At 63.4% G+C, this 24,553-nt stretch carries 22 protein-coding genes and 1 tRNA gene; 13 read left to right on the top strand and 10 right to left on the bottom strand.

All coding sequences use genetic code 11. The annotated features are described in order from the left end of the window. Positions 1–199 precede the first annotated feature (199 nt). Together O4H53_RS18035 and O4H53_RS18030 are read right to left on the bottom strand one after the other, a co-directional pair. A complete protein-coding gene (locus tag O4H53_RS18035) occupies positions 200–1,591 on the bottom strand; it encodes an aminotransferase family protein (RefSeq protein ID WP_269366006.1) in 1,392 nt (463 codons plus the stop codon). Positions 1,592–1,744: 153 nt separating this feature from the next. Then, positions 1,745–3,088, bottom strand: a complete 1,344-nt coding sequence (locus O4H53_RS18030; protein ID WP_269366005.1) for a calcium-binding protein — start codon at positions 3,086–3,088, stop codon at positions 1,745–1,747. A 428-nt stretch (positions 3,089–3,516) separates the two neighbouring features. On the opposite strand from O4H53_RS18030, the gene O4H53_RS18025 reads away from it, so the two are divergent. The 3 genes from O4H53_RS18025 to O4H53_RS18015 all read left to right on the top strand — a co-directional run bounded on the left by O4H53_RS18025 (position 3,517) and on the right by O4H53_RS18015 (position 6,725). Beyond that, a complete protein-coding gene (locus O4H53_RS18025; RefSeq protein WP_269366004.1) occupies positions 3,517–4,536 on the top strand; it encodes a taurine ABC transporter substrate-binding protein in 1,020 nt (339 codons plus the stop codon). Between the two features lie 111 nt (positions 4,537–4,647). Then, the gene (locus tag O4H53_RS18020) at positions 4,648–5,454 is read left to right on the top strand and encodes a taurine ABC transporter ATP-binding protein (protein ID WP_269366003.1); all 807 of its coding nucleotides are present in this window, start codon (positions 4,648–4,650) and stop codon (positions 5,452–5,454) included. Beyond that, the gene (locus O4H53_RS18015; protein WP_269366002.1) at positions 5,451–6,725 is read left to right on the top strand and encodes an ABC transporter permease; all 1,275 of its coding nucleotides are present in this window, start codon (positions 5,451–5,453) and stop codon (positions 6,723–6,725) included. Before O4H53_RS18020 ends, O4H53_RS18015 begins: the two co-directional genes overlap by 4 nt. 96 nt (positions 6,726–6,821) lie before the next feature. Here the strand turns inward: O4H53_RS18015 and O4H53_RS18010 are convergent, their stop codons facing one another. Then, positions 6,822–8,963, bottom strand: coding sequence for a DEAD/DEAH box helicase (locus O4H53_RS18010; RefSeq protein WP_269366001.1), 2,142 nt, complete (start codon positions 8,961–8,963; stop codon positions 6,822–6,824). A gap of 206 nt (positions 8,964–9,169) precedes the next feature. Here O4H53_RS18010 and O4H53_RS18005 point away from each other — a divergent pair, with 206 nt between their 5' ends. Further along, positions 9,170–9,691 (top strand): MarR family winged helix-turn-helix transcriptional regulator, encoded by a 522-nt coding sequence (locus O4H53_RS18005; protein ID WP_269365999.1) that lies wholly within the window; start codon positions 9,170–9,172, stop codon positions 9,689–9,691. A gap of 219 nt (positions 9,692–9,910) precedes the next feature. Next, positions 9,911–12,076 (top strand): selenide, water dikinase SelD, encoded by a 2,166-nt coding sequence (selD, locus tag O4H53_RS18000; RefSeq protein ID WP_269365998.1) that lies wholly within the window; start codon positions 9,911–9,913, stop codon positions 12,074–12,076. Here selD and mnmH read toward each other — a convergent pair. Then, positions 12,069–13,115 (bottom strand): tRNA 2-selenouridine(34) synthase MnmH, encoded by a 1,047-nt coding sequence (gene mnmH, locus O4H53_RS17995; RefSeq protein ID WP_269365997.1) that lies wholly within the window; start codon positions 13,113–13,115, stop codon positions 12,069–12,071. The genes selD and mnmH overlap by 8 nt on opposite strands. 90 nt (positions 13,116–13,205) lie before the next feature. After that, on the bottom strand, positions 13,206–14,093 hold the full coding sequence (locus tag O4H53_RS17990; protein ID WP_269365995.1) for a LysR family transcriptional regulator: 888 nt from the start codon (positions 14,091–14,093) through the stop codon (positions 13,206–13,208). 122 nt (positions 14,094–14,215) lie between these two features. Between O4H53_RS17990 and O4H53_RS17985 the strand changes: the two genes are divergently transcribed. Beyond that, positions 14,216–15,229: a hypothetical protein gene (locus O4H53_RS17985; protein ID WP_269365993.1), complete on the top strand. Its 1,014-nt coding sequence runs from the start codon at positions 14,216–14,218 to the stop codon at positions 15,227–15,229. A 152-nt stretch (positions 15,230–15,381) separates the two neighbouring features. On the opposite strand, the gene O4H53_RS17980 is transcribed toward O4H53_RS17985, so the two are convergent. Together O4H53_RS17980 and O4H53_RS17975 are read right to left on the bottom strand one after the other, a co-directional pair. Beyond that, positions 15,382–15,457: transfer RNA gene (locus O4H53_RS17980), tRNA-Ala, on the bottom strand. A 102-nt stretch (positions 15,458–15,559) separates the two neighbouring features. After that, positions 15,560–15,886, bottom strand: coding sequence for a TIGR02300 family protein (locus O4H53_RS17975; RefSeq protein WP_114273717.1), 327 nt, complete (start codon positions 15,884–15,886; stop codon positions 15,560–15,562). A gap of 110 nt (positions 15,887–15,996) precedes the next feature. On the opposite strand from O4H53_RS17975, the gene O4H53_RS17970 reads away from it, so the two are divergent. Then, a complete protein-coding gene (locus O4H53_RS17970; protein WP_269365991.1) occupies positions 15,997–16,683 on the top strand; it encodes a M48 family metallopeptidase in 687 nt (228 codons plus the stop codon). A 64-nt stretch (positions 16,684–16,747) separates the two neighbouring features. Further along, complete coding sequence (locus tag O4H53_RS17965; protein ID WP_269365989.1) at positions 16,748–17,398, top strand: GntR family transcriptional regulator; 651 nt, start codon at positions 16,748–16,750, stop codon at positions 17,396–17,398. A 49-nt stretch (positions 17,399–17,447) separates the two neighbouring features. Here the strand turns inward: O4H53_RS17965 and O4H53_RS17960 are convergent, their stop codons facing one another. Further along, a complete protein-coding gene (locus O4H53_RS17960) occupies positions 17,448–17,753 on the bottom strand; it encodes a hypothetical protein (protein WP_269365988.1) in 306 nt (101 codons plus the stop codon). A gap of 303 nt (positions 17,754–18,056) precedes the next feature. Between O4H53_RS17960 and O4H53_RS17955 the strand changes: the two genes are divergently transcribed. After that, positions 18,057–18,503: a GNAT family N-acetyltransferase gene (locus O4H53_RS17955; RefSeq protein ID WP_269365986.1), complete on the top strand. Its 447-nt coding sequence runs from the start codon at positions 18,057–18,059 to the stop codon at positions 18,501–18,503. A 6-nt stretch (positions 18,504–18,509) separates the two neighbouring features. On the opposite strand, the gene O4H53_RS17950 is transcribed toward O4H53_RS17955, so the two are convergent. Beyond that, complete coding sequence (locus O4H53_RS17950) at positions 18,510–19,472, bottom strand: acetyl-CoA carboxylase carboxyltransferase subunit alpha (protein ID WP_269365984.1); 963 nt, start codon at positions 19,470–19,472, stop codon at positions 18,510–18,512. Positions 19,473–19,726: 254 nt separating this feature from the next. On the opposite strand from O4H53_RS17950, the gene O4H53_RS17945 reads away from it, so the two are divergent. Further along, positions 19,727–19,858: a hypothetical protein gene (locus O4H53_RS17945; RefSeq protein WP_269365983.1), complete on the top strand. Its 132-nt coding sequence runs from the start codon at positions 19,727–19,729 to the stop codon at positions 19,856–19,858. A 47-nt stretch (positions 19,859–19,905) separates the two neighbouring features. Here the strand turns inward: O4H53_RS17945 and O4H53_RS17940 are convergent, their stop codons facing one another. Next, positions 19,906–20,865 carry an L-malyl-CoA/beta-methylmalyl-CoA lyase gene (locus O4H53_RS17940; RefSeq protein WP_269365981.1) on the bottom strand — a complete coding sequence of 320 codons (960 nt, stop codon included), beginning with the start codon at positions 20,863–20,865 and terminating at the stop codon, positions 19,906–19,908. Positions 20,866–21,116: 251 nt separating this feature from the next. Between O4H53_RS17940 and dgcN the strand changes: the two genes are divergently transcribed. From dgcN to O4H53_RS17925, 3 genes are all read left to right on the top strand, one after another. After that, positions 21,117–22,118 (top strand): N-acetyltransferase DgcN, encoded by a 1,002-nt coding sequence (gene dgcN, locus O4H53_RS17935; protein WP_269365978.1) that lies wholly within the window; start codon positions 21,117–21,119, stop codon positions 22,116–22,118. Positions 22,119–22,176: 58 nt separating this feature from the next. Next, on the top strand, positions 22,177–23,142 hold the full coding sequence (gene dgcA / locus O4H53_RS17930; protein WP_269365976.1) for an N-acetyl-D-Glu racemase DgcA: 966 nt from the start codon (positions 22,177–22,179) through the stop codon (positions 23,140–23,142). Between the two features lie 212 nt (positions 23,143–23,354). Further along, positions 23,355–24,212 carry a D-amino-acid transaminase gene (locus O4H53_RS17925; protein ID WP_269365975.1) on the top strand — a complete coding sequence of 286 codons (858 nt, stop codon included), beginning with the start codon at positions 23,355–23,357 and terminating at the stop codon, positions 24,210–24,212. Positions 24,213–24,553: the final 341 nt, after the last annotated feature.

Here is a 24,553-nt window from a genome sequence, read left to right as displayed (position 1 = left end):
GTTGTTCGTGGGTTAACGCGATCCGTTCCAGAAAAGTTCAGACAAATTTTTAACCGACCGGTTTATCGGCGGAGATCAGCCATCTGGCAGGGTCGCGTATCTTGTTCGGGCAAGACATGGCGTGGGTCGGATAAATCAAAGGCCGGGTCAAGCCCGGCCTCTGTTTCTATTGGCAAGAAAGCGCTGAGCGCCCGGACGTTCAGGCGAAGACGCGGCCCAGCGCCCCGTCCACCGCTTCGACGATCTGGTCGATGTCGTCCTTTTTCGCGATCAGCGCGGGCGAGAAGCACAGCGTGTTGTTCTTGCCCGGCAGGGAGCGGTTGGTGGCGCCGATGATGACACCCTGTCCCATGCAATCGCCCACCACCTGCTGCACCAGCTTTTCAGCGACGGGTTCGCGGCTGTTGCGATCAGTGACAAGCTCTGCGCCCAGGAACAGGCCCTTGCCGCGGACCTGACCGATGACAGCATGTTTGTCGGCCAGCGCCTGCAGCTGGTCCAGCATGTAATGGCCCATCTCGGTGGTGTTCTGCAGCAGGTTCTCGTCTTCGATGATCTTCATGTTCTCGATGCCGGCGGTCGGCCCGGCGGTGCAGCCCCCGAAGGTGGAGATGTCGCGGAAGTAGTTCAGCGGGTCGGCGGCATCGTCCTTGAACATGTTGAACACCTCTTCGGTGGTGACAAGGCAGGCGATGGCGGCGTAGCCGGAGGCGACCCCCTTTGCCATTGTCACCATGTCCGGCTGGATGCCGTAGTTCTGGTAGCCGAACCAGGTGCCGGTGCGGCCCACGCCGCAGACAACCTCGTCGATGTGCAGCAGGATGTCGTATTTGCGGCAGATTTCCTGGACACGTTCCCAATAGCCCTCCGGGGGCGTGATGACACCGCCGCCGGCGGTCACGGGTTCAAGGCACAGGCCGCCGACGGTATCGGGCCCCTCGGCCAGGATCACCTTTTCGATCTGGTCAGCGGCCCAGACGCCATAGTTTTCCTGCGGTGCGCCGTCCTGTTCGAAGCTGCGGTATTCCAGGCAATGCGGCACCCGGACAAAGCCGGGGGTGAAGGGGCCGTATTGCGCATTGCGTTCGTCCTGACCGCCCGCCGACAGCGCGCCGATGGTGGTGCCGTGGTAGTCGCGGTCGCGGTAGAGGATCTTGTGCTTCTTGCCGCCGTAACGCTTGTGCGCGATCTGGCGGACCATCTTGAAGCCCTTCTCGTTCGCCTCTGACCCCGAGTTGCAATAATAGACGCGGCTCATGCCGGGCATCTTGTCGATCAGCATCTCGGCAAAGTTGGAGCCGGGGATGGAGCCTGCAGAGCCTGCGAAGTAGTTGAGCTTGATCAGCTGGTCGCGCACGGCATTGGCGATACGCTCGCGGCCGTAGCCGACGTTGACTGTCCAGACGCCGCCGGAAACGGCATCGAGGTGTTCCTTGCCCTTCTGGTCCCAGACGCGCATGCCCTTGCCTTCGACAATGATGCGGGGATCGGTGGTCTCGTAGGGCTTGTGCTGGCTCAGGTGGTGCCAGATATGCGCGCGGTCGGATTCCACCACGCGGGAAATATCGTTCTCGTTGAAATTGCCATCCATGGATCGGACCTTTCTTCGCTGGGAGAGCGGGTGAATTCAGGGCACAACTGGCCCCGTCTGTCCAACTGTCTGAGGGTTGCGGGCAGAATCAAGTAGGGCCAGACCTGCCCCATTCGTAGCGCCAGAATTTGGGCGTGTCTAATGGGGCAGAGGTCAGAAGATGAAATCCGAGGCGTCCAGGTCGCTGAGGTCGGTGCCGGTGAGGGTGATGGTACTGCCGTCGCCGGTGTCGATCACCACGTCCGCACCGATCTGGAACAGGTGGTTGTCGTGCAGATCCGCGAAATTGGTGATGGCTGTTACGCCACTGAGGTCGATGCGCTCGAAAGGGTTCAGAGCCTCGAAATCGGCGATAGTGTCCTGCCCGAAACCATCTGCAAAGATAAAGGTGTCGGCATTGTATCCGCCGATCAGGCTGTCGTTCCCAAGCCCTCCGTCAAGCCTGTCGAACCCTGCATCGCCGGAAAGAAAATCGTTCCCGTCATTGCCTTCCAACGTATCGTGACCGGTGCCGCCAAATATGCGGTCGTTACCGTCGTTCCCGGACAACAGATCGTTGCCCTGCTGGCCGAACAGCGCGTCGTCAGAACCGAGCCCCTCGATGCTGTCCTCGCCGGTGCCACCGTACAGGCGGTCAGAACCGACGGATCCTTCGAGGACGTCATTACCATCCTCACCAAAAAGCCAATCGGCGTTGCCCCCGCCACGCAGGGTGTCGTTGCCCGTGCCGCCATATAGGGTGTCAAAGCCGAAATCGCCTGTCAGAAAGTCATTGCCGGCACCACCATGCAACCGGTCATTCCCGGAACCGCCGCTCAACTGGTCATGGTCATTTCCGCCGTGCAGGATGTCGTTGCCACTTCCGCCCTGAAGGTTGTCACGCCAGTGACCGCCGAAAAGCACGTCGTCCCCGCTGAACCCGCGCAGGTAGTCGTTGTTGGCACCGCCGTAGAGCGTGTCGTTGCCGTTAAAGCCATCAAGCCTGTCGACGCCACCGTTGCCGTAGATCACCGTGCCGGTCTGATAGCCCCAGATTATTTCGCCGTACATGCCACCCATGATCGTGATGGACTGTGGGTCGGGGAGGTAGTCGTAAAGCGTCCCTTGATATCTCATGTAGCCCATCGAGGCGTTCAGAACGATATCCTCAACCCGCAGCAGGTCCACGAGCCCGGCGAAGCGCGCATCGCCTGTCAGGGTAAGTGCGTCATCCAGCGCTTGTGCGACCTCTGCCGCATCCCAATTCATGCCTGTCATGTTCGAGGCGACGGTGGAAAGATCGGCCTCCAGATAGTCAATTTGGGTGACGGTCCCTGAAATCGGCCATCCGGCATCATCGAAAACCAGATCTGTTCCGACGACCCGGATCGCCCGTTCCCCCTCGATCGTTGGCAGGAACATGAACTGATCGGGCGTATCGGGGTCTGACACCAGCTGGTGCCCGCCTGGGATCCAGTCACTGAACTGGTGATAGCTGTTGTTGGAAAATATGACCATTTTTCTGGCCTTTCAATCTGCGGAGCAGTTCTGTTGAATGAGATCAGGTTAGGAGGTGTGGCACCCGAGGTCAAATCCGGCGGTCGCGTGCGACAGGTTGTGCCATCTGGACTCATGCACTGCCGCCGGTTGGACGTTTGTTCGCGGCGTGATCGCTCACAGGATCGGGAACCAGGTCAGAGCGGATTTCGATGTTCCGAATGGCGAAATCGGGTTTGCTGAAATGTCCCCTTGGCTCTGCCCAAACATCAGTCAGCGGTCGTGCGAAAACCGGAACAAACGAGAAAACAAGGCAGAAATTTGAAGGTGAGCGCGGCGTCCCTTGCATTTTCGCGCAGGATAACGCCCAACTTGGCATTACAAATTGAGACGATACGACCCAATAACGGGCAGCCAATGTCCGTAAATAAGATCAAAGGGAGATTACAATGATCAAGAAAACCACCACCAGTTTTGTCGCCGGCGCCGTGATGGCCCTGACCGGTCAGGCCGCATTGGCGGATGCCCATTCCGGCGAGATCACCGTCGCCTATTTTCTCGAATGGCCGATGCCGTTGCTGGCGGCCAAGGCTTCGGGTGCCTATGAGGAAGCGCTGGGCAAGAAGATCAACTGGGTCTCTTTCGAGACCGGCACCGCGATGTCCGCCGCCATGGCTTCGGGCGACGTGCAGATTTCAATCAGCCAGGGTGTGCCGCCCTTCGTCGTGGCGGTCTCGGGCGGGCAGGACATCCAGGTGGTCGATGTGGCCGTGTCCTATTCCGACAATGACAATTGCGTGGTGAAGGCCGATCTGGAGATCGACAAGGACAGCGCCTCCGAACTGGCGGGCAAGAAGGTTGCCGTGCCATTGGGCACGGCGGCGCATTATGGCTTCCTGCGCCAGATGGACCACTTCGGCGTGTCGCTTGACAGCCTGCAGATCGTCGACATGGCACCGCCGGAAGGTGCCGCTGCGCTGAGCCAGGGCGCGGTCGATTTCGCCTGCGGCTATGGCGGTGGCCTGACGCGGATGAAGGAATATGGCAACGTTCTGCTGACCGGCGATGAAAAGGAAGAACTGGGCATCCTGGTGTTTGACGTGACCTCCGTGCCTGCGTCCTATGCGGCGGAAAACGGCGAGGAACTGGCCAAGTTCCTGAAAGTCTCTGCCGAGGCCAATGCGCAATGGGCGGCCGACCCCAGTGACGAGATGCTGGCCCAGATCGCGGAGCAATCCGGCATGGACCTGGAAGCGGCGCGGTCGGCGATTGCAACCTTCAAGTTCCCCACCGTGGAAGATCAGCTTTCCGAGCGTTGGCTGGGCGGCAATGCGGCGACCTTCATGAAAGGTGTGGCCGAGGTCTTTGTCGCGGCGGGCTCCATCGATTCGGCGCTGGACAGCTATGAAGGTGCCGTCAACACCGTGCCGCTGACAGCGGCCAAGGAGATGATGGACAGCGGTTCGTGATGGTTCGGGGCCGGTGCGGATTTCTCTGCACCGGTCCCGATGATCTGGCGACCTAACGAAACTGAGGCGGGTCCACCCGCCCCATTGCCCCCCGGGCAGAAAGCCGAAATGATGAGCGGACTTTCCATCGACAATCTCTCCATGCGTTTTGATCTGCCGGGGGGCGGCCATGTGCAGGCCCTGCAGAACGTGACGCTGGACCTCAAGGCCGGCGAATTGTTGAGCGTGCTTGGCCCGTCGGGATGCGGCAAGACCACCCTGTTGAACATCGTGGCCGGGTTCCTGGCCCCCACCGGCGGCAAGATGACCCTGAACGGCCACCAGATCACCGGCCCGGATGCGGAACGCGGCATGGTGTTTCAGCAAGGGGCGCTGTTCGAGTGGATGTCGGTGCGGGAGAATGTGGGCTTTGGCCCCTCGATGAAAGGCATGCCCAAGAACGACAAGGCCGAGACGGTGAATCGCCTGCTGGATGTGGTGGGCCTGCAGGATTTCAAGGAAAAGGCGGTTTACGAACTGTCGGGCGGGATGCAGCAGCGTGTGGCGCTGGCGCGGTGCCTCGCCAATGACCCTGACGTCATCCTGATGGACGAACCGCTGGGCGCGCTGGATGCGCTGACCCGCGAGAAGATGCAGAGCCTTGTGCTCAAACTTTGGAAAGAGACCGGCAAGACCATCATCCTGATCACCCATTCGGTCGAGGAGGCGTTGCTGCTGGGTGAGCGGCTGATCGTGATGGCCCCCCGGCCGGGGCGTATTCACAAGGAATACCGCCTGCCCTTTGCTGAGCTGGGCGTGAATGCGGACCTGCGGGAGGTCAAGAAACATCCTGAATTCGGGCCGCGCCGCGAAGAGATACTCAACATGATCTGGGACATGGAAGAGGAGATCATGGGCACCAAGGAGGACGCGGCATGACCGGTCTGTTCTTCCTCGCGATCTATGTTGCCATCTTTGTCGTCAGCGCCTTTGTCGTGACCCGCGTGCTGCAGAAGACGGCGCAGGATTATACCTCGTTGAAAACAGTGACCTTCGGGGATGAAAGTGCCGTGCGGCCAAACCGGGTTGCCGGTGTGGTGTCGATCCTGACGATCTTTGTGATGTGGGGGGTCTTTACCGGGTCCAGCCTGCTGCCCTCCTTCCTGCATGCACCGGGTGCCTTTGTGGGGACAACCACCTTTACCTATACCGCCCAGGCGCCCGGGCAGGCGCCTGACGATGCCACGGTGACTGTGGTGGTTCATCCGCGCGGCGCGCCGGCGGAGGCGCCCGAGGTGCCGCCGGGAGAGGGCTTTGCCAAGGACGATTCCATCGCCATTGCGCAATGGCGCAGCGGGTTGATCCGCGTCGATGCCAACGACGCGCTGAAAAAGAGCGACGGGGCCGAGGTGATTGCCATCAACGGTCAGAAGATCGCCCCCGGGGGGACGGTTCAGACGGCGGATGGCACCGTGACCCTCTCGGACAAGGGGACACCCAATTTCCAGCCCGCGCGCGGCTGGCAGATGGAGCCTTTGTACCTGCCCGCCCCCGAAGTGGTCTGGAGCAGAACGCTTCAGATCATGCGCGACGGGTTCCGCAATTTCACGCTGTTGGAACATCTGGGCTATTCGCTGTTCCGGGTGATTCTGGGGTTCCTGCTGGGCGCTGTCGTGGGGATTCCGCTGGGCTATGCGATGGGGCTGAGCAACTGGTTCAGAGGCTGGTTCGACCCGATCGTGGAGTTCATGCGCCCGGTGCCGCCCCTCGCGCTGATCCCGCTGGTGATCATCTGGGCCGGCATCGGCGAGGCGGGCAAGATCATCCTGCTGTTCCTCGCGGCGCTATGGATCATGGCAATTGCGGCACGCTCCGGCGTGTCGGGCGTCAAGATTTCCAAGGTGCATGCGGCCTATTCGCTGGGGGCCAGCAAATGGCAGGTGATGCGCTATGTCATCATCCCCAATTCGCTGCCTGAAATATTCACCGGGGCGCGTGTCGCCATGGGGGTTTGCTGGGGCACGGTTGTGGCGGCGGAACTGGTTGCGGCGGAGCAGGGGGCAGGCATGATGATCATGACCGCATCCAAGTTCCAGAACACCGATATCGTGATCATGGGGATCATCCTGATCGGCGTCATCGGTTTTGGCATCGACATGCTGATGCGGGCGGCTGAGCGGTTCCTGGTGCCCTGGAAAGGAAAGGGATAACCCCTGCGGGTTATCCCTCCGGCGCTGGACGCGCCGATTTTTTCGAAAAAATCGGGCCGGAGTTTTTGAAAACTCCGGGTCCTTGCCCCGGGCGTCTTACTTCGGCTTGAAACCGCCCTTGCCGCCTGCGGGTTTGCCGCGCGCGGGTTTGGCGCCGGGTTTGCCCATCTTGTGCGGCGGGGTGAAGCGTTTCGAGGGGTCGCCCGCGCGTTGATAGGTTTTCGTGGCCGGTTTGCCGTCGCCCGCCGGGGCAGCCCGGCGCGGTGCATCAGACTTTGGCCCGTCCTTCTTCCACACGGGTTTCGCCTTGGGGGGCGAGCCGTCTGCCTTGGGCTTCGGCGCGGCACCGGGCTTCATCGGGCTGCGTTCGGTCTTGTGCGACTTTGGCGGGCGTTCGCCCTTGGGCGCTTTGGGCTTGTCGAATTTCGGCCGGTCGGCCTTTGGTTTGTCAGCCCTTGGTTTGTCGCCCCTTGGTTTGTCAAACTTCGGTTTGTCGAATTTGGGCTTTTCCGCGCGTGTCTCTGCCATGGGCGCTGCATCGCGGGGGGCGCGGGGTTCGCGGCTGTGTGACGGCGCGTCGGGATCATAGGCGGGTTTGCGCTGCGGCTTGGGGCCGCCGGGCTTTGGTCCGCGTGGCGCGCGCGATGCCGGTCCGCCCTTGGGCAGGTCCGGGGCCTTGTCCAGCTGGGTGACCACCGCGCCTTCCTCTGCCGTGCGGTCGGGGCCGAGGGCATTGAGGAACTTGGGGGCGGAACTGGCAAGGATCTCCACAAAGCTGTGGCTGGCCTGCACGCGGATTGCGCCGATGTCGTCCTTGGTCAGGTCGCCGGCGCGGCACAGCATCGGCAGCAGCGTGCGGGGCTCTGCCCCGTCGTTGCGGCCCTGGCTGACCGAGAACCAGACCGAGGGGCCGAAGGCCGGGCGCTTGCTGTCGTCCTTTGATCCCGGATCGGCCAGTTCCTCGGGCGCGGAGGCGCGGGCGCGGTAGAGGTTGACGAAAGCGGTGGCAAGCTGTTCGGCGCTGTAGGTCGCGACCAGGTTGGCGACGAAATCGGCGGCCTCCTCCGGCACGGGTGCTTCCCAGGCCGGGTCTGCAAGCAGGCGTGCCTCGTCGGCGGCGTTGACCTCTTCGGCGGAGGGGGCGGCGGCCCATTCGGCCTTGAGCTTGGCCCAGCCCAGCAGGCGGTTGGCCTTGGTCTTCATCTTGGTCGGCACGATCAGGGCGGAGACCCCCTTGCGCCCCGCGCGCCCGGTGCGGCCGGAGCGGTGCAGCAGCGTATCGGCGTTGCTGGGCAGGTCCGCATGGATCACCAGTTCGAGGTTGGGCAGGTCGATGCCGCGTGCGGCCACGTCGGTGGCGATACAGACCCGCGCGCGCCCGTCGCGCAGGGCCTGCAGCGCATTGGTGCGTTCCGATTGCGTCAACTCGCCCGACAGGGCCACGACGGAAAAGCCGCGGTTGGTGAATTTGGTGGTCAGCCGCGCCACGGCGGCGCGGGTGTTGCAGAAGACGATGGCATTCTTGGCTTCGTAGAACCGCAGCACGTTGATGATGGCGTTTTCGGTGTCGCGGGGGTGCACGTTCAGCGCGCGGTACTCGATGTCCGCGTGCTGGCGCGCCTCACCGGTGGTGCTGATGCGCTGGGCGTCCTTCTGGTAGGATTGCGCCAGTTTGGCGATGGCTGCCGGGACCGTGGCCGAGAACAACAGGGTGCGGCGGTCTTCGGGGGCTTCGGAGAGGATGAACTCCAGCTCTTCGCGAAAGCCGAGGTCGAGCATTTCGTCAGCCTCGTCCAGCACCACGGCGCGCAGGGTGGACAGGTCGATGTTGCCGCGCTTGATGTGGTCGCACAGGCGCCCGGGGGTGGCCACGACCACATGCGCGCCACGGTCCAGGGCGCGGCGTTCGCTGCGCTGGTCCATGCCGCCCACGCAGGTGGTGACCACGGCCCCCGCCTGACCGTAGAGCCAGGTGATTTCGCGGGCCACCTGCATGGCCAGTTCGCGGGTCGGCGCGATGATCAGGGCGAGCGGTGCCCCGGCAGCGCCGAAGCGGGGCTGGTCGCCCAGCAAGGTGGGTGCAATGGCAAGGCCGAAGCCCACGGTCTTGCCCGAGCCGGTCTGCGCCGAGACCAGCAGGTCCGCGTCGGCCAATGCGGGGTCGGTCACGGCCTCCTGCACGGGGGTAAGAGTATCGTAGCCTTGGGCGGCAAGGGCGTCGGCAATGGTCTGAATCACGGGGTCCGTCCTGTTCGTGAGGTCGCTGTGCACCGCACAGGGGGCCGGGGAGGCGGCCTTTGAAGGGGTTGGGCAGGCCTTATGTTGTTCAGGCACGTTTGTACATGGGGTTCTTTTCTACGTCGAAACAAGGGTGGTTTCGCATTTCGCTTGAATATAATGGATAAAGTCCATTATATCTGGGCTGCTGTTGGTGGAGGCAATCAATGTCAAATGATTTTGACACCTCGGGTGCATTCGAGATCCCGCGCGGGAAACATCCCGCGGTGACGGGCATCACGGATGTCATCACGTTCAAATTGCATACCCTGGAAACGATCGGAGACCGGTCAGCAAGCGGCTGGTCCGAGGCGTTGTTCGGGGTGAGCCTCACGGCGTGGCGGGTGCTGGCGGTGGTCAGATCGCAGCAACCGGTGCGGGCGGGCGATGTTGCCGACATCCTGTTGATGGACAAGAGCCAGCTGAGCAGGGCGATCAAGCAGTTGACCGCCAAGCATCTGGTCGTCGATACCACCGACCCGCGTGACGGGCGCGCGGTGGCATTGAAGCTGACGTCGATCGGGCTTGATCTATATGATCGGGCCATGGCGCATGTCCTTGACCGGAATGAAAAGGTGCTTGAGCCTCTGAGCCTGGCGGAAGTGGCGAGCTTTGACATGATGCTCGACAAGCTGATCGCGCATGCGCGGGCGACGCTGGCCGCGGGTTTTGCAGCCGCCAAGAAATAGCCTGCCGGGGGCCGGATGAAGCGCAGCTGCCGGCCTTTCGCGCTGGGGGCGCGGGGGCGCATCTGCTCACCCGGTCGCGGGATTTTCATTAGCGATGGGGAAGTTGCGCTGTTAGGAACAGGAGCGGCTGCGCCGCATTCGATCTATTTTTGCTGATGAGGGGCGCTGCCCCTCAAACTCCCCGGGAATATTTATGGCCAAAAAGAAAAGGCAGGATGGGTGTTGAGCGCGGTGCCCCTGACCCGTGATCTGGTGCTGGTGGGTGGCGGGCATGCCCATGCGCTGGTGTTGCGGAGCTGGGGGATGGACCCCTTGCCGGGGGTGCGGGTGACGGTGATCAACCCCGGTCCGACGGCACCCTATACCGGCATGTTGCCGGGGCATGTGGCGGGGCATTACGGGCGCGATGAGCTGGAGATCGACCTGGGCAAGTTGTGCCGTCATGCGGGCGCGCGGCTGATCCTGGGCCGCGCCGAGGCCATCGACCGGGCGGCGCGGCAGGTCCGTGTCGCGGGGCGCGGGCCGGTGGGATATGATGTGGCCAGCATCGACGTGGGCATCACCGCGCAGATGGATGTGCCGGGATTTGCCGATCATGCGGTCGGGGCCAAGCCGCTGGATGTCTATGCGGCGCGCTGGCGGGCCTTTCTGGAGCGTGTCGAGGGTGGGGCGGTTGCGCCCGAGGTGGTGGTGATCGGTGGCGGTGTCGCGGGCTGCGAATTGTCGATGGCCATGGCCCATGCCCTGCGCGACCGCGGCGCTCTGCCCGAGGTGACGGTGATCGAGGCCGGACAGCATGTCTCGGGCCTGGGGGACCGGGCGCGCAGCCATGTGTTGTCTGCCATGCGTGGGCTTGGCGTGACCTTGCGGACCGGGGTGCAGGTGGCACGGATCGAGGCTGATCGCGTGGTGCTGGGCGATGGCAGCAGCGTGCCAGCGCGGTTTTGCGTCGGGGCGGCGGGTGCCTTTGCCCATGGATGGATCTTCGGGACCGATCTGCCGCAGCGCGATGGTTTCATCAAGGTGGGGCCGGACCTTGGGGTCATGGGGGATGACAGGCTCTTTGCCGTGGGCGATTGCGCCGAGATGGACCGTGCCCCGCGGCCCAGGGCCGGTGTTTTTGCGGTGCGCGCGGCGCCGGTCTTGCATGGCAATCTGCGCGCGGCACTGGGGGCCGGGCGGCGGCGGGCGTTCCGGCCGCAGAAGCACTATCTGAAGCTGATTTCCCTTGGCGGCCAATCGGCGGTGGCGGAGAAGTTCGGGCTGGCGGTTTCCGCCCCCTGGATGTGGCGCTGGAAGGACCGGATCGACCGGGCGTTCATGGACCGGCTGGGCGCCTTGCCGTCGATGCCGCCGCCCCGGGTGCGCGGCCCCGTGGCGCAGGGCGTGGCCGAGGCGCTGACGGACAAGCCGCTTTGTGGCGGTTGCGGGGCCAAGGTGGATGGCGCTGTGCTGGGTGGAGCGCTGGCCGGTATTGCCCAGAGTGGCAATGATGTGGTGACCGGCCCCGGGGATGATGCCGCGATCCTGCGGCAGCCCAACGGGGGGTTCCAGGTGATCAGCACCGATCACCTGCGGGGTTTCATCGAAGACCCTCATATGATGGCGCGCATCGCGGCGGTGCATGCGCTGGGGGATGTCTGGGCGATGGGGGCGACACCGCAGGCCGTGCTGTCGTCAATCGTGCTGCCGCAGATGACGGTTCAGATGCAGGCGCGGACCCTGGCAGAGATCACGCAGGCGACGCAGGAGGTGATGGCCGAGGTGGGCGCGCAGCTGGTCGGGGGCCATACCACCATGGGGGCGGAGCTGACGCTGGGCTTCACCGTCACGGGCCTGCGGGACGACATGCCGCTGACGCAGGGGGGCGCACAGGCGGGTGATCTGCTGATCCTGACCCGTCCGGTCGGGTCAGGCGTGCTGCTGGCTGCTGACATGGCCAGGCAGGCCGATGGCCGCGATCTGGCGGCGGCACTGGCGGTCATGGCGCGGCCCCAGCACCGCGAGGCCAAAGTCCTGGCGCGGGTGGCCCATGCGATGACGGATGTGACCGGCTTTGGGCTGGCCGGGCATCTTGCGGCGATGGCCCGGGCCTCTGGCCTGGATGTGGAGATCTGGGGCGACAGGGTGCCTTACTTTGCAGGCGCGCAGGCCCTGTCCGGCGCGGGCGTCGCATCCTCCCTGATGGCGGCAAACCGGGTGAATGCGCCGGTGAGCGGGCGCGCCGATCCGCTGCTGTTCGATCCGCAGACGGCGGGTGGGCTGCTGGCCGCCGTGCCGGAACCGCTGGCGGAGGCGACGCTGGTCGCCCTTGCTGCCCAGGGGTGTGACGGCCATCTGATCGGGCGGCTGTGGTCCGGCGCGGGTGCCTTGCGGGTTACGTGAAATCCGCCGTCAGCCGGGCGGCTGCGGCGCGCAGGGTTGCGGCCTCAAGATCGGGCAGATCAAGCCGGCGCATCGGCGCGGGGGCGGATGCATTGGCCTTTTCATAACGCGGGTCGTAATGGGTCTGCATCAGCCCCTCGGCCAGCGCGACGAAATCGCCGGTGTCGGCCTGCTCTTGCCATTGCGCGATCTGTTTGGCCGCGTGGTAGGGCCGCAGGTGATCAATCTGGCGGTGCAGGCGGGCGGGGTCTTCCTTCAGCTCCGCATATGCGCGGCACAGATAAGTCGCGCGGGCCTGCAAGGGGGCATGGATTTCGACCCTTGGGGCCGCGCACATCGCGGTCCAGAGCGCGGGCGGGATGATCCGGTTGCCAACCTTGCTGCTTTCGGCCTCCACCCAGGTCAGGCGGGAGGGTTCAAGACGGCCAAGGGCGCTGGCAATGCGGCTTTCGAACATCTTCTGACTGGGCTGAGCCACTTCTGTCGCCCCGAAAAGGGAGCCGCGATGCCGGGCCAGCCCCTCAAGGTCCAGCACCTGCGCGCCTGCCTTCTGCAGGTGGTGCAGCATCTCTGTCTTGGCGGTGCCGGTCCCGCCGGAGACCAGCGCGATACGGTGCGGCAGCGCCCGGTCATAAAGCGCATCCACCACAAGACGCCGATAGCTGCGATAGCCGCCCTGCAACAGAGTGACGCGCCAGCCGACGTGGTCGAGGATGGTGGCGAAGGCCCCGGAGCGCTGACCGCCGCGCCAGCAATAGACCAATGGCTGCCAGCCGCCTGACTTGTCCGCAAGCGGGCCGTCAAGATGTGTTGCGGTATTGCGCGCCACCAGCGCCGCGCCGACCTTGCGCGCAGAAAAGGGCGAGACCTGTTTGTACATTGTGCCCACGTCGGCGCGCTCCGCGTCATAGAGCACCGGCAGGTTGATGGCGCCGGGCATATGGTCTTCTGCAAATTCCGCGGGGGAGCGCACGTCGATGATGGTATCGACGGTCAGGTCGGCCAGTTCGGCAAGCGAGGTGAGGGTCAGTGGTTTCATCGGACGCCTTGCACTGGGACAGGCTCTTTTAGCTGGGAATGGGGCAGGGGCGCAATCTGGCTCTGCTCATGGGTCAATGCGTGATGGCTGTCATCCCCTGGCCAATGTTTCATCACATCCGAATTCCGAGAGAACCCAGGACAAGGTTCGCCGCAGCGACAGGTCGTGGGCGTGGTGTCTGGACCAGGACAGGAACAGGAATTCGCCCGATGATTCCGAAGGCTGCCATATCTGTTTCAGGCGACCGGCGCGGATATCAGCCTCTGTCATGTATGTCGGGGCGATGGCGATGCCATGCCCCTGAATGGCGGCGTCCACGGCAAGGGCCGCGCTGCCGAAGTTCAGAATCCGTTGCGGCCCCTGGTGGTCCGATGCCTCGATCAGCTGTTTCCAGCGGTGATGGGCATCCTGCAGCAGCGGCAAGGTCAGCAAGGTTCCGAGGTCGACAGGCCGGTCTGGGAGCGGGAAATCCGGGCTGCACAGGGCCACGAGCCGCAATTCGCAGAGGCGCCGGATATGGTGGGCCGCATTCGGTTTTGGCGTTCTGGCGGGCCATATGGCGATTTCATTGCGGCCCAGATTGCGTTGCAGCAGGGTGCTGTGGATCTGTGTTTCCAGCGAAATGTCGGGATGACGCATGTTGAATGCATCCATCCGGGGCATCAGCCATTTCGAGGCAGATGACGCCCCGATGTGCAGCGTGATCTGGCGGCCGGGCTGTTGCAGGTCGGTGGTGGCCTCTGTCAGGATCGTCAGCGCCCGTTCCACAGCATCGAAGTATGTTCTGCCCTTGTGGGTCAGTGAAACGCCGCGCGGTTTCCTGTTAAAGAGGATGACACCCAGATCGGCCTCAAGCTGCTTGATGCGCTGGGAGACCGCGCCGTGCGAGATGTTCAGCACCTCTGCCGCATTCTGAAAGCTGCCATGCCGGGCGGCCATGGCAAAGACACGCAGGGCGTTAAGATTGAGGTTTTGCATCGGGTTGCCAAGCTGTTAGTTTTTCTAACATCGCCAGCAAATTTCCTGCTTTGTCAATTCGTTCCGTTTCTGCAATCGGTTACGCGCGACCCATCATGCCCCGCGAACAGGAAAGGCTCCCCATGTCCCTTGCAATCCGACCTGCCAAGCTGCGCGACCTTGATGCTGTTTCGGAGCTGCTGCTTGCGGATGCTGAGGCGCGGCACGCCCTTGATCCCGATTTGTGGAAGCTGGATCAGGCAGCCCGGGACAAGATCCGATCAACCGTCAAAGCGGCGATGGAGGCTGCGCAGCCACCGTTCCGGCAGCAATGGCTGATCGCCGAGGATGGGGGCAAGGCCGTTGGTGTTGCCCATACCATCCTGTTGCCGGTGCCGCCGATCTATGCGGGCGCATTCGGGCCGCCCGGCCTGATCATGGAAGATTGCTTTGTTGTGCCGGATGCCCCGGCAGAGACCCGGCGCGCGTTGTTCAGAGCCGCTGAAGCCGACCTGATCGAAGCGGGCGCCGTGATCCTTCTGGCCTCCGGCGTGGAGGGCGGGGACTGGCAGGAGACCTATGCCGCGCAGGGCTATGACCGTCTTACTGCGTATTTCGCGAAATCCGGGCTGCGGGGGCAGATTGCCGGGGCAGAGGTGCGAAAAGCAACCGGTGGCGACATCCCCGGGATTGTCAGGGCAAGCGCCCTGCACCGCCGCGTTCTGGACAACATCCATCACCTGTTCTGGCAACCACATGAGGAGGCGGACGCACGTTTTGGATCCTGGATGCGGCGGAGCCTGTCGCTGGAGGACCGTGACATGTTCGTTTCGGAGGACGAAGGGGGCATCCGGGGCTATGCCATCTCGCAGCCCGCGACCGCGCTGCATTTCCCGGCAGCCCATGACATTTCGGATGTCGGGGTGATAGACGATTTTTTCCACGATGCCTTTGAAGACAGGCAAATGCGCGCCAGCTCCGGGCCGGAAGCAGCGGCGCTCTTTTCGGCGGCGGAAGCGGCGCGTGCAGAGCGGGGCGATCGGGCGATTCTGGTGGTCTGCCCGGCCCGGTGGCAATCCAAGATCAACCTGCTGGAACAGCAGGGATATCGAAACGCGATCACCTGGCATATCCGGATGCTGGTATCTCCGGCCTGATTCCGGGCACTGCAAAGGGCCGGTCAACGGCGGCGAGGCGCGCAGGCGATGGCCCGACGCAGCAAAAGGCCAATGCGGCAGAGGCCATTCGGCCAGAGGCAAATCCCCTGACGAGAAAGGCAAACCTATCTGGTCTCTTACGAAGAAAGGAATGGTGGAGCATAGCGGGATCGAACCGCTGACCTCCTGCATGCCATGCAGGCGCTCTCCCAGCTGAGCTAATGCCCCATTCAGGTCCGCGTCTTGTCTGCGGTCCGTTTGGTGGTGCGTGATTAGGCGCAAGCGGGGGCGGGATCAAGTGGAAAATCCACTCCCGCCACCGCAAATGGTTCAATCGTCGTCGTTGGTCGTCACATCTGCGATGTCGTCCAGCGGCACTGTGTCATCATCATCGTCGTCGTCGTCCAGGATATCGTCATCCAGATCGACATCGACATCGTCGTCATCGTCCAGAATCACATCATCTTCGACTTCGGCCTTCTTGGCCTTGGCTGTTTCGGCATCCTCGGCGTCGGCGGCGATCATGCGCGACTTGGATGCGTCGATCTCAAGCACTTCACCCGTGTAGGGGCTGACGATCGGATCCTTGTTGAGGTCGTAGAAGCGCTTGCCCGTTGTGGGGCACAGGCGCTTGGTTCCCCATTCTTCGTTGGGCATGGAACACCCCTTCTGAAAATTGCGTTTGCGTGTAGATGATTCAGGGCAAGTGCCATATGAGGGGGAGACTGTCAAAGGCTTTAGCCCCTTGTCCGAGTAGAGTCCGATTGATGAGCGATCCTGTCCTGTCCGGCGACCCGCCTATTCCCCTGATCCTGCGTCGTTCCGCACGGGCAAAGCGTATTTCCCTGCGCATTTCGCAACTGGACGGACGGGTCACGCTGACGCTGCCGAAACGGCTGGCGGAGCGGGAGGCACTGGATTTTGCGCGCAGCAAGGAAGGATGGATTCGCAAGCATCTGGATGCGCGTGGTGCAGATCTGCAGGTGTTGCCGGGGGTAGAGGTGCCGGTGGCCGGGCAGATGCTCAAGGTGGCCCGGGGGCAGGGGCGCCGGGTGCAGATCGGGGCTGACGTCATCGCCGTGCCGGGGCCGGAGGAACGCGTGGGTGTGCGGCTTGCCAGCCATCTCAAGCTGGTGGCGCGGGACCGGCTGGCAGCGGCCAGCGACGCCTATGCCGCGCAGCTTGGCCTGGGATACAGCCGCCTGACCCTGCGGGACACGCGGTCGCGCTGGGGGTCCTGTACCAGCGACGGGGCGCTGATGTTTTCCTGGCGCCTGATCATGACGCCGCCCGAGGTGCTCAACTATGTCGCCGCGCATGAGGTTGCGCATCTGGCGCAGATGAATCACTCGCCCGCCTTCTGGGCCGAGGTCACGCGGCTCTACGGTGATTATGATCCGCCCCGGCGCTGGCTGCGGACACATGGCAGTGGTCTGCACCGTTATCGGTTCTGATCCGGCGGTCCGCAGTACCTTCAAATCGCTTGACCGGGTGAAAATTTGTGATCACACAAAGCTCATGAACCTGAACCGCCGCCCTGCCGAGGCCACGCCGCCAGCCCATGACCGTGTCTATCGACGGATGCGCAGCCGGATCATGCACGGCGATCTGCCGCCGGGTCAGGCGCTGACCCTGCGCGGCATCGGCAAGGAATACAACGTGTCGATGACGCCCGCGCGCGAGGCGGTGCGTCGCCTGGCCGCCGAGGGAGCGCTGACCATGTCGACCTCGGGGCGGATTTCGACACCGGAATTGTCCAGCGACCGGATCGAGGAACTGGCGGCCCTGCGCGCCCTGATCGAGGTGGAACTGGCAAGCCGGGCCCTGCCGCGCGCACATCTGGCGCTGATCGAACGGTTGCAGACCATCAACAATGCGGTGGGTGAGGCCGTCGCGCAACGCGACGCGGTGAGCTATATCCGCACCAACCTTGAATTTCACCGCACGCTTTACCTGCGTGCGCAGGCGCCTGCGATGCTTGCCATGGCCGAAACGGTCTGGTTGCAGATGGGGCCGACGATGCGCGCGCTTTACGGGCGGTTGCGCCGTACCGAGCCGCCGCAGTTTCACCGGCTGATCATTGCCGCCCTGCGTGCAGGGGATGAACCCGGTCTGCGGTTGGCAGTGCGGTCCGACGTGACGCAGGGCCTGCGGATGCTGGCGCGGTAGCCCTTCAGTCGGGGACAATCCGCAGAGCCGCGCCCCTGCCGCCGCGGCCTCAGCCCGCAACGCCGCCGGTGCTGACGATCGGCTTTTCCATCATCCAGTGGGTGCCGGCCGACATCACGCAGCTTATGCCGTCCGGGCGGGTCAGCAGGATGGTAAAGCTGCCTCTTTCCTCCGAGCTCCAAACCTCGATCAGGGCCGCGCCGTTCTGCAACCCCCGCGCGGTCAGCGTTTCGGCATATTCCGACGTCAGCCGCGCCACCAGCGCCTCGCGCGGGGCGCAGGTCAGGGCCCAGGCCGGGGGCCCGGTGCAGGCCATCCCGAAGAGCAGGGCAGCGGTGAGAATGCGTTTGTACATGACTGGCTCCTTTCCGATGTGATCCGGAAGGCGCCTAGGGGCCAAGAGGTGGTCTCAGACGCCCTCTGATACAAATATCGTGATGCGGGGGCGGGTTTGCAATTCAGGCGGCTTCACAACTTCGGCGGTGTGGCGTTGACACATCACCTGTCCGGTCGCTAACTGCCCCTATGGAAAACCGCCGCACCACGACCCAGCGCTGCTATCGCCGCACTCAATAAGCGCGGTCCTTTCCCCATTCAGAAACATTTGGCCGCCTGACGCGCGGCCCCTCCGTGCGGTCGGCCCGAACGGAGCTTTTCAATGCCTCTCATCAGACCTGTCACCGAAAACGATCTGCCGCAGGTTCATGCCATGGTTTGCCACCTTGCCCGGCACCATGGCGATACCGCGCAGCTTACACTTGACGACCTTGCCCGCGATGCGCTGGGTGCGCATCCCTGGCTGAGTGTCCTTGTCGCCGAAGCGGCGCAGGGCCTGTCCGGCTATGCCGCGCTTTGCCCGCTTGCCCAATTGCAGTTCGGGGTGCGTGGCATGGACCTGCATCACCTGTTCATCCGGGACAATATGCGCGGGCAGGGTGTGGGGCGCGCCCTGGTCGACGCCTGCATCGGCGTTGCGCAGGCGCGGGGCTGCCGGTTTCTTGCGGTCGGGACCGATCCGGGCAACCTGGCCGCGCAGGAGGCCTATGTCGCCATGGGGTTCGACCGTGTCCCGCAACCGGGGCCACGGTTTCGCATCAAATGGTAGGGGGCGTCAGGCGGCCAGGCCCTTGGCGCCCATGTCCAGGTATTTCTTGCGGCGGTCGGCGATCAGGGCGGCAGCATCCTTGCCGTCGAGTTCTTTCAGCATGGCGGCGATTGCGCTGCCAACGGCCTTGATCGCGGCAGGGGCATCGCGGTGCGCGCCGCCTTTCGGTTCGGTGATGATCCTGTCGGTGACGCCCAGTTTGCGCAGGTCATCGGCGGTCAGGCGCATGGCCTCTGCGGCCTCGCGCATCTTTTCGGAATCCTTCCAGAGAATCGATGCGCAGCCCTCCGGGGTGATCACGGAATAGACCGCATGTTCCAGCATCGCGACCCGGTTGGCGGTGGCAAAGGCGACAGCGCCGCCCGATCCACCCTCGCCGATGATCACACTCACCAGCGGCACACCGATCTGCAGGCATTTCTCTGTGGAACGTGCAATCGCCTCGGACTGGCCACGTTCCTCGGCCCCCTTGCCGGGATAGGCCCCGGGCGTATCCACCAGCGTGATCACCGGCAGGCCGAACTTGCCGGCCAGTTCCATCAGGCGCACCGCCTTGCGGTAACCTTCGGGGCGGGCCATGCCGAAATTCCGCTCGATCCGGGACTTGGTATCATTGCCCTTCTCATGACCAATCACCATGACGGGGCGGTCGCCAAAACGCGCAAGGCCGCCCATGACCGCCAGATCGTCGGCAAAGTTGCGGTCGCCTGCCAGCGGCGTGAATTCGGTGAAAAGGGCCTTGATGTAATGTTCGCAATGCGGACGCTCTGGGTGCCGGGCAACCTGACATTTGCGCCAGGGGGTCAGAGAGCCATAGATTTCCTCAAGCAGGCTGGCTGCCTTGGCATCCAGCGCCTTGGCCTCGGCCGTGATGTCCATTTCCCCGTTTTCGCGCGCCATGGCGCGCAATTCTTCCGCCTTGCCCTCGATCTCTGCCAGGGGTTTCTCAAAATCCAGATACTGCGTCATGTAATGCTCCGCCTTGTTGCCCGATATATGGCCGCAGTTGCGGCGCTTTGCAACGCGGCGGCAGCGGGGCGGCGGGGGCGCGCGTGCGTGCCCCCGTGTTTCGCCACCGGCGACAGTCGGCTAAATGCGGCGCAATTAAGGCGAAAAACCTCGCGGAAACAATGTGTTTTCCTTGTTTTACTTGCGAAAACCCCGGGTCAGGCGAAGGGTGGGCCTTGGATTAAGGCAGAAATATGTTGGCAAAGGGGCCAAAGATGGCGCTGGTAAATTACATTCTCGCGGGCATGCTTGGCACGGTTGTGGCCATGGCAATCTACCAGCATCGGGTCAGCTTTGGCAGCGATGCCGCCGATCAGCTGCCCCCGGCGCAGCAGCAGATGGTCTGAGCCGGCCCCCTGTCAAAAGGGGCCGACCCGGCGGTTGAAGGCAGAATTCAGCTGTTCGCAATCATTTCTGACTGGCGCACGATCACTTCGGCCTGCTTGATGCTGGCGATATCGACAAGGCGACCCTTGTAGACCGTCGCCCCCTCGCCATTGGCTTTGGCCTGCTCCATCGCGGCCAGGATTTCGCGCGCTTCGGTGACCGCTTCTTCCGAGGGGGTGAAGACCTCGTTGGAGATTGCGATCTGTTTCGGGTGAATGGCCCATTTGCCGACCATGCCCAGGGTGGCAGAGCGCCGCGCCTGCGCCCGGCAGCCTTCGTCGTCTGAGAAATCGCCAAAGGGGCCGTCCACGGGCAGGATGCCATGGGTCCGGCAGGCGGCGACAATGGCGGTCTGCGCCCAATGCCAGGGGTCGGACCAATGTTTCTGGCCCTCGTGCAGCATGTAGTAGTTTTCCTGCGTGCCGCCGATCCCGGTGGTCTGCATCCCCATGGAGGCCGCGAAATCTGCGGCCCCAAGGCTCATCGCCTCAAGCCGGGGGGAAGATGCGGCGATCTCCTCAACATGGGCGATGCCGGCAGCGGATTCGATGATGACCTCAAGCGCAATCCGCTTGGTGCGCCCCTTGGCGGCCTCGATCGCCGTCACAAGTGCGTCGACGGCGTAGACGTCCGCCGCGCAGCCCACTTTCGGGATCATGATCATGTCGAGCCGTTCTGAGGCCTGTTCCAGAAGATCCACCACATCGCGATACCAGTAAGGCGTATCAAGGCTGTTGATGCGCACCGAAAGGGTCTTGTTGCCCCAGTCGACGGTGTTGATCGCCTCGATCACATTGGCGCGGGCCATGTCCTTGTCATTGGGCCCTACGGAATCCTCCAGATCGAGATTGATCACATCCGCTGCCGAGGCCGCCATCTTTTCAAAGAGTTTCTTGTTGGAGCCGGGGCCGAACAACTGGCAGCGATTCGGGCGGGCGGGCGGCGTGGGCTGGATGCGGAAAGACATGGCGGATTCCTTCGTGGCGAAATAATATTACGATTTTCCTGATGCAATCAGGTATTAAATTGCGCAGCAAGCTGCAAGCCGGATTTCGCAGGTGCAGCATTTCATTGGCGCGGCGGTTGCAATATTCTTGCACATATATCAGGCTTGACGCTGGAAATTTGTCGTCGTGACGCTGTCGCTTGCAGAATTGCAATCGATTTGCGTGCCACATGGCGGAAGATACGACAAACCACCTTATTGGAGAGCCTGCCATGATCGAGACCCCATATCTGTTGTTCCTTGGCGATGCGCCTGACCAGCTTGCCGCGAAGGTGGCCCAGGGCATCAAGGACTGGCGCCCCGAGAATGCAGTGGGCCAGTTCCGCATGGCGGGGTGCAAGGCGGATGTGGGTCTCAAGGACATGACCCTGGCGGAGGCAAAGGAAGCCGGTGCCAAGACGCTGGTGATCGGCGTGGCCAACCGGGGCGGGGTGATTTCCGCGGCCTGGAAAGAGGTGCTGGTAGAAGCGCTGAACATGGGGTTCGACCTGGCGTCGGGCCTGCACAATCTGCTGGCCAATGAAGGCGTGCTGGTCGCCGCCTCCCAGGTCAATGGCCGCACCCTGCATGACGTCCGGGTGCCGAACGTGGAATACCCGATCGCCAATGGCAAAAAGCGGACCGGCAAACGGGTTCTGGCGGTTGGTACGGATTGTTCAGTGGGCAAGATGTACACGGCGCTGGCGCTGGACGTGGCGATGCGCGAGCGCGGCATGAAAAGCACCTTCCGGGCCACCGGGCAGACCGGCATCCTGATCACCGGCTCCGGCGTGCCGCTGGACGCGGTGATTGCCGATTTCATGGCCGGTGCCGTGGAATACCTGACACCTGACAACGACCCCGATCACTGGGACATCATCGAGGGGCAGGGCAGCCTGTTCCACGTCAGCTACTCCGGGGTGACGCTTGCGCTGATCCATGGCGGTCAGCCCGATGCGCTGATCCTGTGCCACGAGCCGACGCGCCCGCATATGCGGGGTCTGCCCGATTACACGCCGCCTTCGCTGGAGGCGGTGCGCGACGTGGCGCTGACCCTGGCACGGGTGGCCAACCCGGATTGCAAGGTCGTCGGCATTTCGGTGAACACGCAGCATCTGTCCGAGCAGGAAGCAGACGAATACCTCAGGAAGGTAGAGGCCGAACTGGGCCTGCCTGCGGTCGATCCGTTCCGCCATGGTGCCGCGCGCCTGGCCGAGGCGCTGGAAGTCCTTTGACCGTCGCGACCGCAGCGCGTCCGGGATTGGATATTTTTGGCCAAAAAGAGGAGTGGTCATGCGCATAGAAGTGAGCCGGGATGTCTTTCCGCTGGCACAGGTCTTTACCATATCGCGCGGTTCGCGGACCGAAGCGAAGGTGCTGACGGTGCGCATCCACGCGGATGGCGTGACGGGCCGGGGAGAATGTGTGCCCTATGCGCGCTATGATGAAACGCTGGACAGTGTCGCGGCGCAGATCGAGGGGTTGAGCGGCAATCTGACCCGCGCGGGCCTTTATGATCTTTTGCCCGCAGGTGCTGCGCGCAATGCGGTGGATTGCGCCCTTTGGGACCTTGAGGCAAAGCGCGCGGACAAGCGGGTGTGGGAACTGGCCGGTCTGCCGGAACCGGGGCCCGAGATCACCGCCTATACCCTGTCCCTGGCCGAACCTGCGGAGATGCGGGCGCAGGCAGCGAAAAACGCCCATCGCCCCCTGTTGAAGATCAAGCTGGGGACGCCGGATGATATGCCCCGCCTTGAGGCTGTCCGTGCCGGTGCGCCGAAATCGACCATTATCGTGGATGCTAACGAAGGCTGGTCGGCGGCGGTCTATGCCGATCTCGCTCCGCATCTGGTCCGCCTTGGGGTGGCGCTGGTGGAACAACCGCTGCCCGCGGGCGAGGATGACGCCCTGATCGGGATGGAGCGGCCGGTGCCGGTCTGCGCGGACGAGAGCGCCCACGACCGGACGAGCCTGCCGCATCTCAAAGGCAAATACGATGTGGTGAACATCAAGCTGGACAAGACCGGCGGTCTGACCGAGGCGCTGGAACTGCGGGCGGCGGCGCTGGCCGAAGGATACGACGTGATGGTCGGCTGCATGGTCGGATCGTCGCTGGCGATGGCGCCCGCGACACTGGTCGCCCAGGGGGTGCGTGTGGTTGATCTTGACGGGCCGCTGCTTCTGGGCGAGGACCGCGAAAATGCCCTGACGTTCGACGATGCCGGGGTGCACCCGCCACTCGCCGCACTTTGGGGGTGAGGCGCGTCCCGGAAAAGCTCCAGTGGAGCTTTTCAGCGCCGAACGGGCGGAGCCCTGGCAATGGCGCGTCCCGGAAAAGCTCCAGCGGCGCTTTTCAGCGCCGAACGGGCGGCACCGGGACCGCAAAAGGGATGGACAGGCGGCGGCGTCCGGGCCATGTCGGACCCGGACAAAACAGGACGGGCGTCGCCCGCTGAAAGAGGATTGAGAAGATGCGGACAGTCTATGTGAACGGCGAATACCTCCCCGAGGACGAGGCGCGGGTCTCGATCTTTGACCGGGGGTTCCTGATGGCTGATGGCGTATACGAGGTTACATCCGTGCTGGATGGCAAGCTGATTGATTTTGACGGCCATGCCGTGCGCCTCAGCCGCTCGCTGAACGAGCTGGAGATGAAGAACCCGATCAGCAAGGATGATCTGCTGGAGGTGCACCGCGAGCTGGTGCGCCTGAACGGGATCGACGAGGGTCTGGTGTATTTGCAGATCACCCGTGGCTCCGACGGCGATCGCGATTTCGCCTATCCCGCGCCCGAGACCGAGCCGACCGTTGTCCTGTTCACCCAGAACAAGCCCGGCCTGGCCGATAATCCGGCGGCACGGAAAGGGGCCAAGGTCATCAGCATCGAGGATATCCGCTGGGGTCGCCGCGACATCAAGACGGTGCAGCTGCTTTATCCCTCCATGGGCAAGATGATGGCCAAGAAGGCCGGTTGCGACGATGCCTGGATGGTCGAGGATGGTTTCGTGACCGAAGGCACCTCCAACAACGCCTATATCGTGAAGGGCAACAAGATCATTACCCGCGCCCTCAGCAACGACATCCTGCACGGCATCACCCGTGCGGCGGTGCTGCGGTTCGCCCGCGAGGCGCAGATGGAAGTGGAAGAGCGCAACTTTACCATCGACGAGGCCAAGGAGGCGGATGAGGCCTTTACCACCTCGGCTTCGGCCTTTGTCATGCCGGTGGTTGAGATCGACGGCGTGGCGCTGGGCGATGGTACGCCGGGCCGGGTGGCGCCGCGCCTGCGGGAAATCTATCTGGACGAGATGCGCAAGGCGGCGGTCTGAACGACCTGTCGCGCTTGGGTGACTGTGGTCGCCTGCGCCACCTGAAACAGAGTCGGCACAAGGCTGCGCCGCAGCTACGGGATCCCGTTCAGGCTTGTGAAAAGCCCGATGCCATGCGGCGCAGGAAGACGGTAACGGAGCATTTGGACGCCAATCGTTAAAGCGTCATGCGAGAGAGCTGAATCACGTAACGCTGCCTGAAATCTGTTTCGATACAGGGTGCGACCACGCCAAAGAAAAAGGGCCGCGATGAACGCGGCCCTGAGGCTGCTGAAAAAGCACGTTCCTGCACCCGCTCCCCCCGAAACAACGAAATCGTTCTTCCACGACGCCAGCCACAA

The sequence above is a fragment of the Sulfitobacter sp. G21635-S1 genome, from assembly GCF_027213915.1.
Lineage (GTDB): Bacteria > Pseudomonadota > Alphaproteobacteria > Rhodobacterales > Rhodobacteraceae > Sulfitobacter.
The sequence above is the reverse complement of the archived record's forward strand: the minus strand, read 5'-3'. Positions and strand labels throughout refer to the sequence as shown.

What these genes read in the sequence shown, in the direction of transcription:
- dgcN (WP_269365978.1), top strand. Translation starts at nt 21,117, where the DNA reads ATGATCGAGACCCCATATCTGTTGTTCCTTGGCGATGCGCCTGACCAG.
- O4H53_RS17940 (WP_269365981.1), bottom strand. Translation starts at nt 20,865, where the DNA reads ATGTCTTTCCGCATCCAGCCCACGCCGCCCGCCCGCCCGAATCGCTGC.
- O4H53_RS18025 (WP_269366004.1), top strand. Translation starts at nt 3,517, where the DNA reads ATGATCAAGAAAACCACCACCAGTTTTGTCGCCGGCGCCGTGATGGCC.
- O4H53_RS17975 (WP_114273717.1), bottom strand. Translation starts at nt 15,886, where the DNA reads ATGCCCAACGAAGAATGGGGAACCAAGCGCCTGTGCCCCACAACGGGC.
- O4H53_RS17945 (WP_269365983.1), top strand. Translation starts at nt 19,727, where the DNA reads ATGGCGCTGGTAAATTACATTCTCGCGGGCATGCTTGGCACGGTTGTG.
- O4H53_RS17955 (WP_269365986.1), top strand. Translation starts at nt 18,057, where the DNA reads ATGCCTCTCATCAGACCTGTCACCGAAAACGATCTGCCGCAGGTTCAT.
- O4H53_RS18015 (WP_269366002.1), top strand. Translation starts at nt 5,451, where the DNA reads ATGACCGGTCTGTTCTTCCTCGCGATCTATGTTGCCATCTTTGTCGTC.
- O4H53_RS17985 (WP_269365993.1), top strand. Translation starts at nt 14,216, where the DNA reads ATGTCCCTTGCAATCCGACCTGCCAAGCTGCGCGACCTTGATGCTGTT.
- O4H53_RS17990 (WP_269365995.1), bottom strand. Translation starts at nt 14,093, where the DNA reads ATGCAAAACCTCAATCTTAACGCCCTGCGTGTCTTTGCCATGGCCGCC.
- dgcA (WP_269365976.1), top strand. Translation starts at nt 22,177, where the DNA reads ATGCGCATAGAAGTGAGCCGGGATGTCTTTCCGCTGGCACAGGTCTTT.
- O4H53_RS17965 (WP_269365989.1), top strand. Translation starts at nt 16,748, where the DNA reads ATGAACCTGAACCGCCGCCCTGCCGAGGCCACGCCGCCAGCCCATGAC.
- O4H53_RS17950 (WP_269365984.1), bottom strand. Translation starts at nt 19,472, where the DNA reads ATGACGCAGTATCTGGATTTTGAGAAACCCCTGGCAGAGATCGAGGGC.
- O4H53_RS18005 (WP_269365999.1), top strand. Translation starts at nt 9,170, where the DNA reads ATGTCAAATGATTTTGACACCTCGGGTGCATTCGAGATCCCGCGCGGG.
- O4H53_RS17960 (WP_269365988.1), bottom strand. Translation starts at nt 17,753, where the DNA reads ATGTACAAACGCATTCTCACCGCTGCCCTGCTCTTCGGGATGGCCTGC.
- O4H53_RS18035 (WP_269366006.1), bottom strand. Translation starts at nt 1,591, where the DNA reads ATGGATGGCAATTTCAACGAGAACGATATTTCCCGCGTGGTGGAATCC.
- O4H53_RS18030 (WP_269366005.1), bottom strand. Translation starts at nt 3,088, where the DNA reads ATGGTCATATTTTCCAACAACAGCTATCACCAGTTCAGTGACTGGATC.
- O4H53_RS18020 (WP_269366003.1), top strand. Translation starts at nt 4,648, where the DNA reads ATGAGCGGACTTTCCATCGACAATCTCTCCATGCGTTTTGATCTGCCG.
- O4H53_RS17970 (WP_269365991.1), top strand. Translation starts at nt 15,997, where the DNA reads ATGAGCGATCCTGTCCTGTCCGGCGACCCGCCTATTCCCCTGATCCTG.
- O4H53_RS17925 (WP_269365975.1), top strand. Translation starts at nt 23,355, where the DNA reads ATGCGGACAGTCTATGTGAACGGCGAATACCTCCCCGAGGACGAGGCG.
- mnmH (WP_269365997.1), bottom strand. Translation starts at nt 13,115, where the DNA reads ATGAAACCACTGACCCTCACCTCGCTTGCCGAACTGGCCGACCTGACC.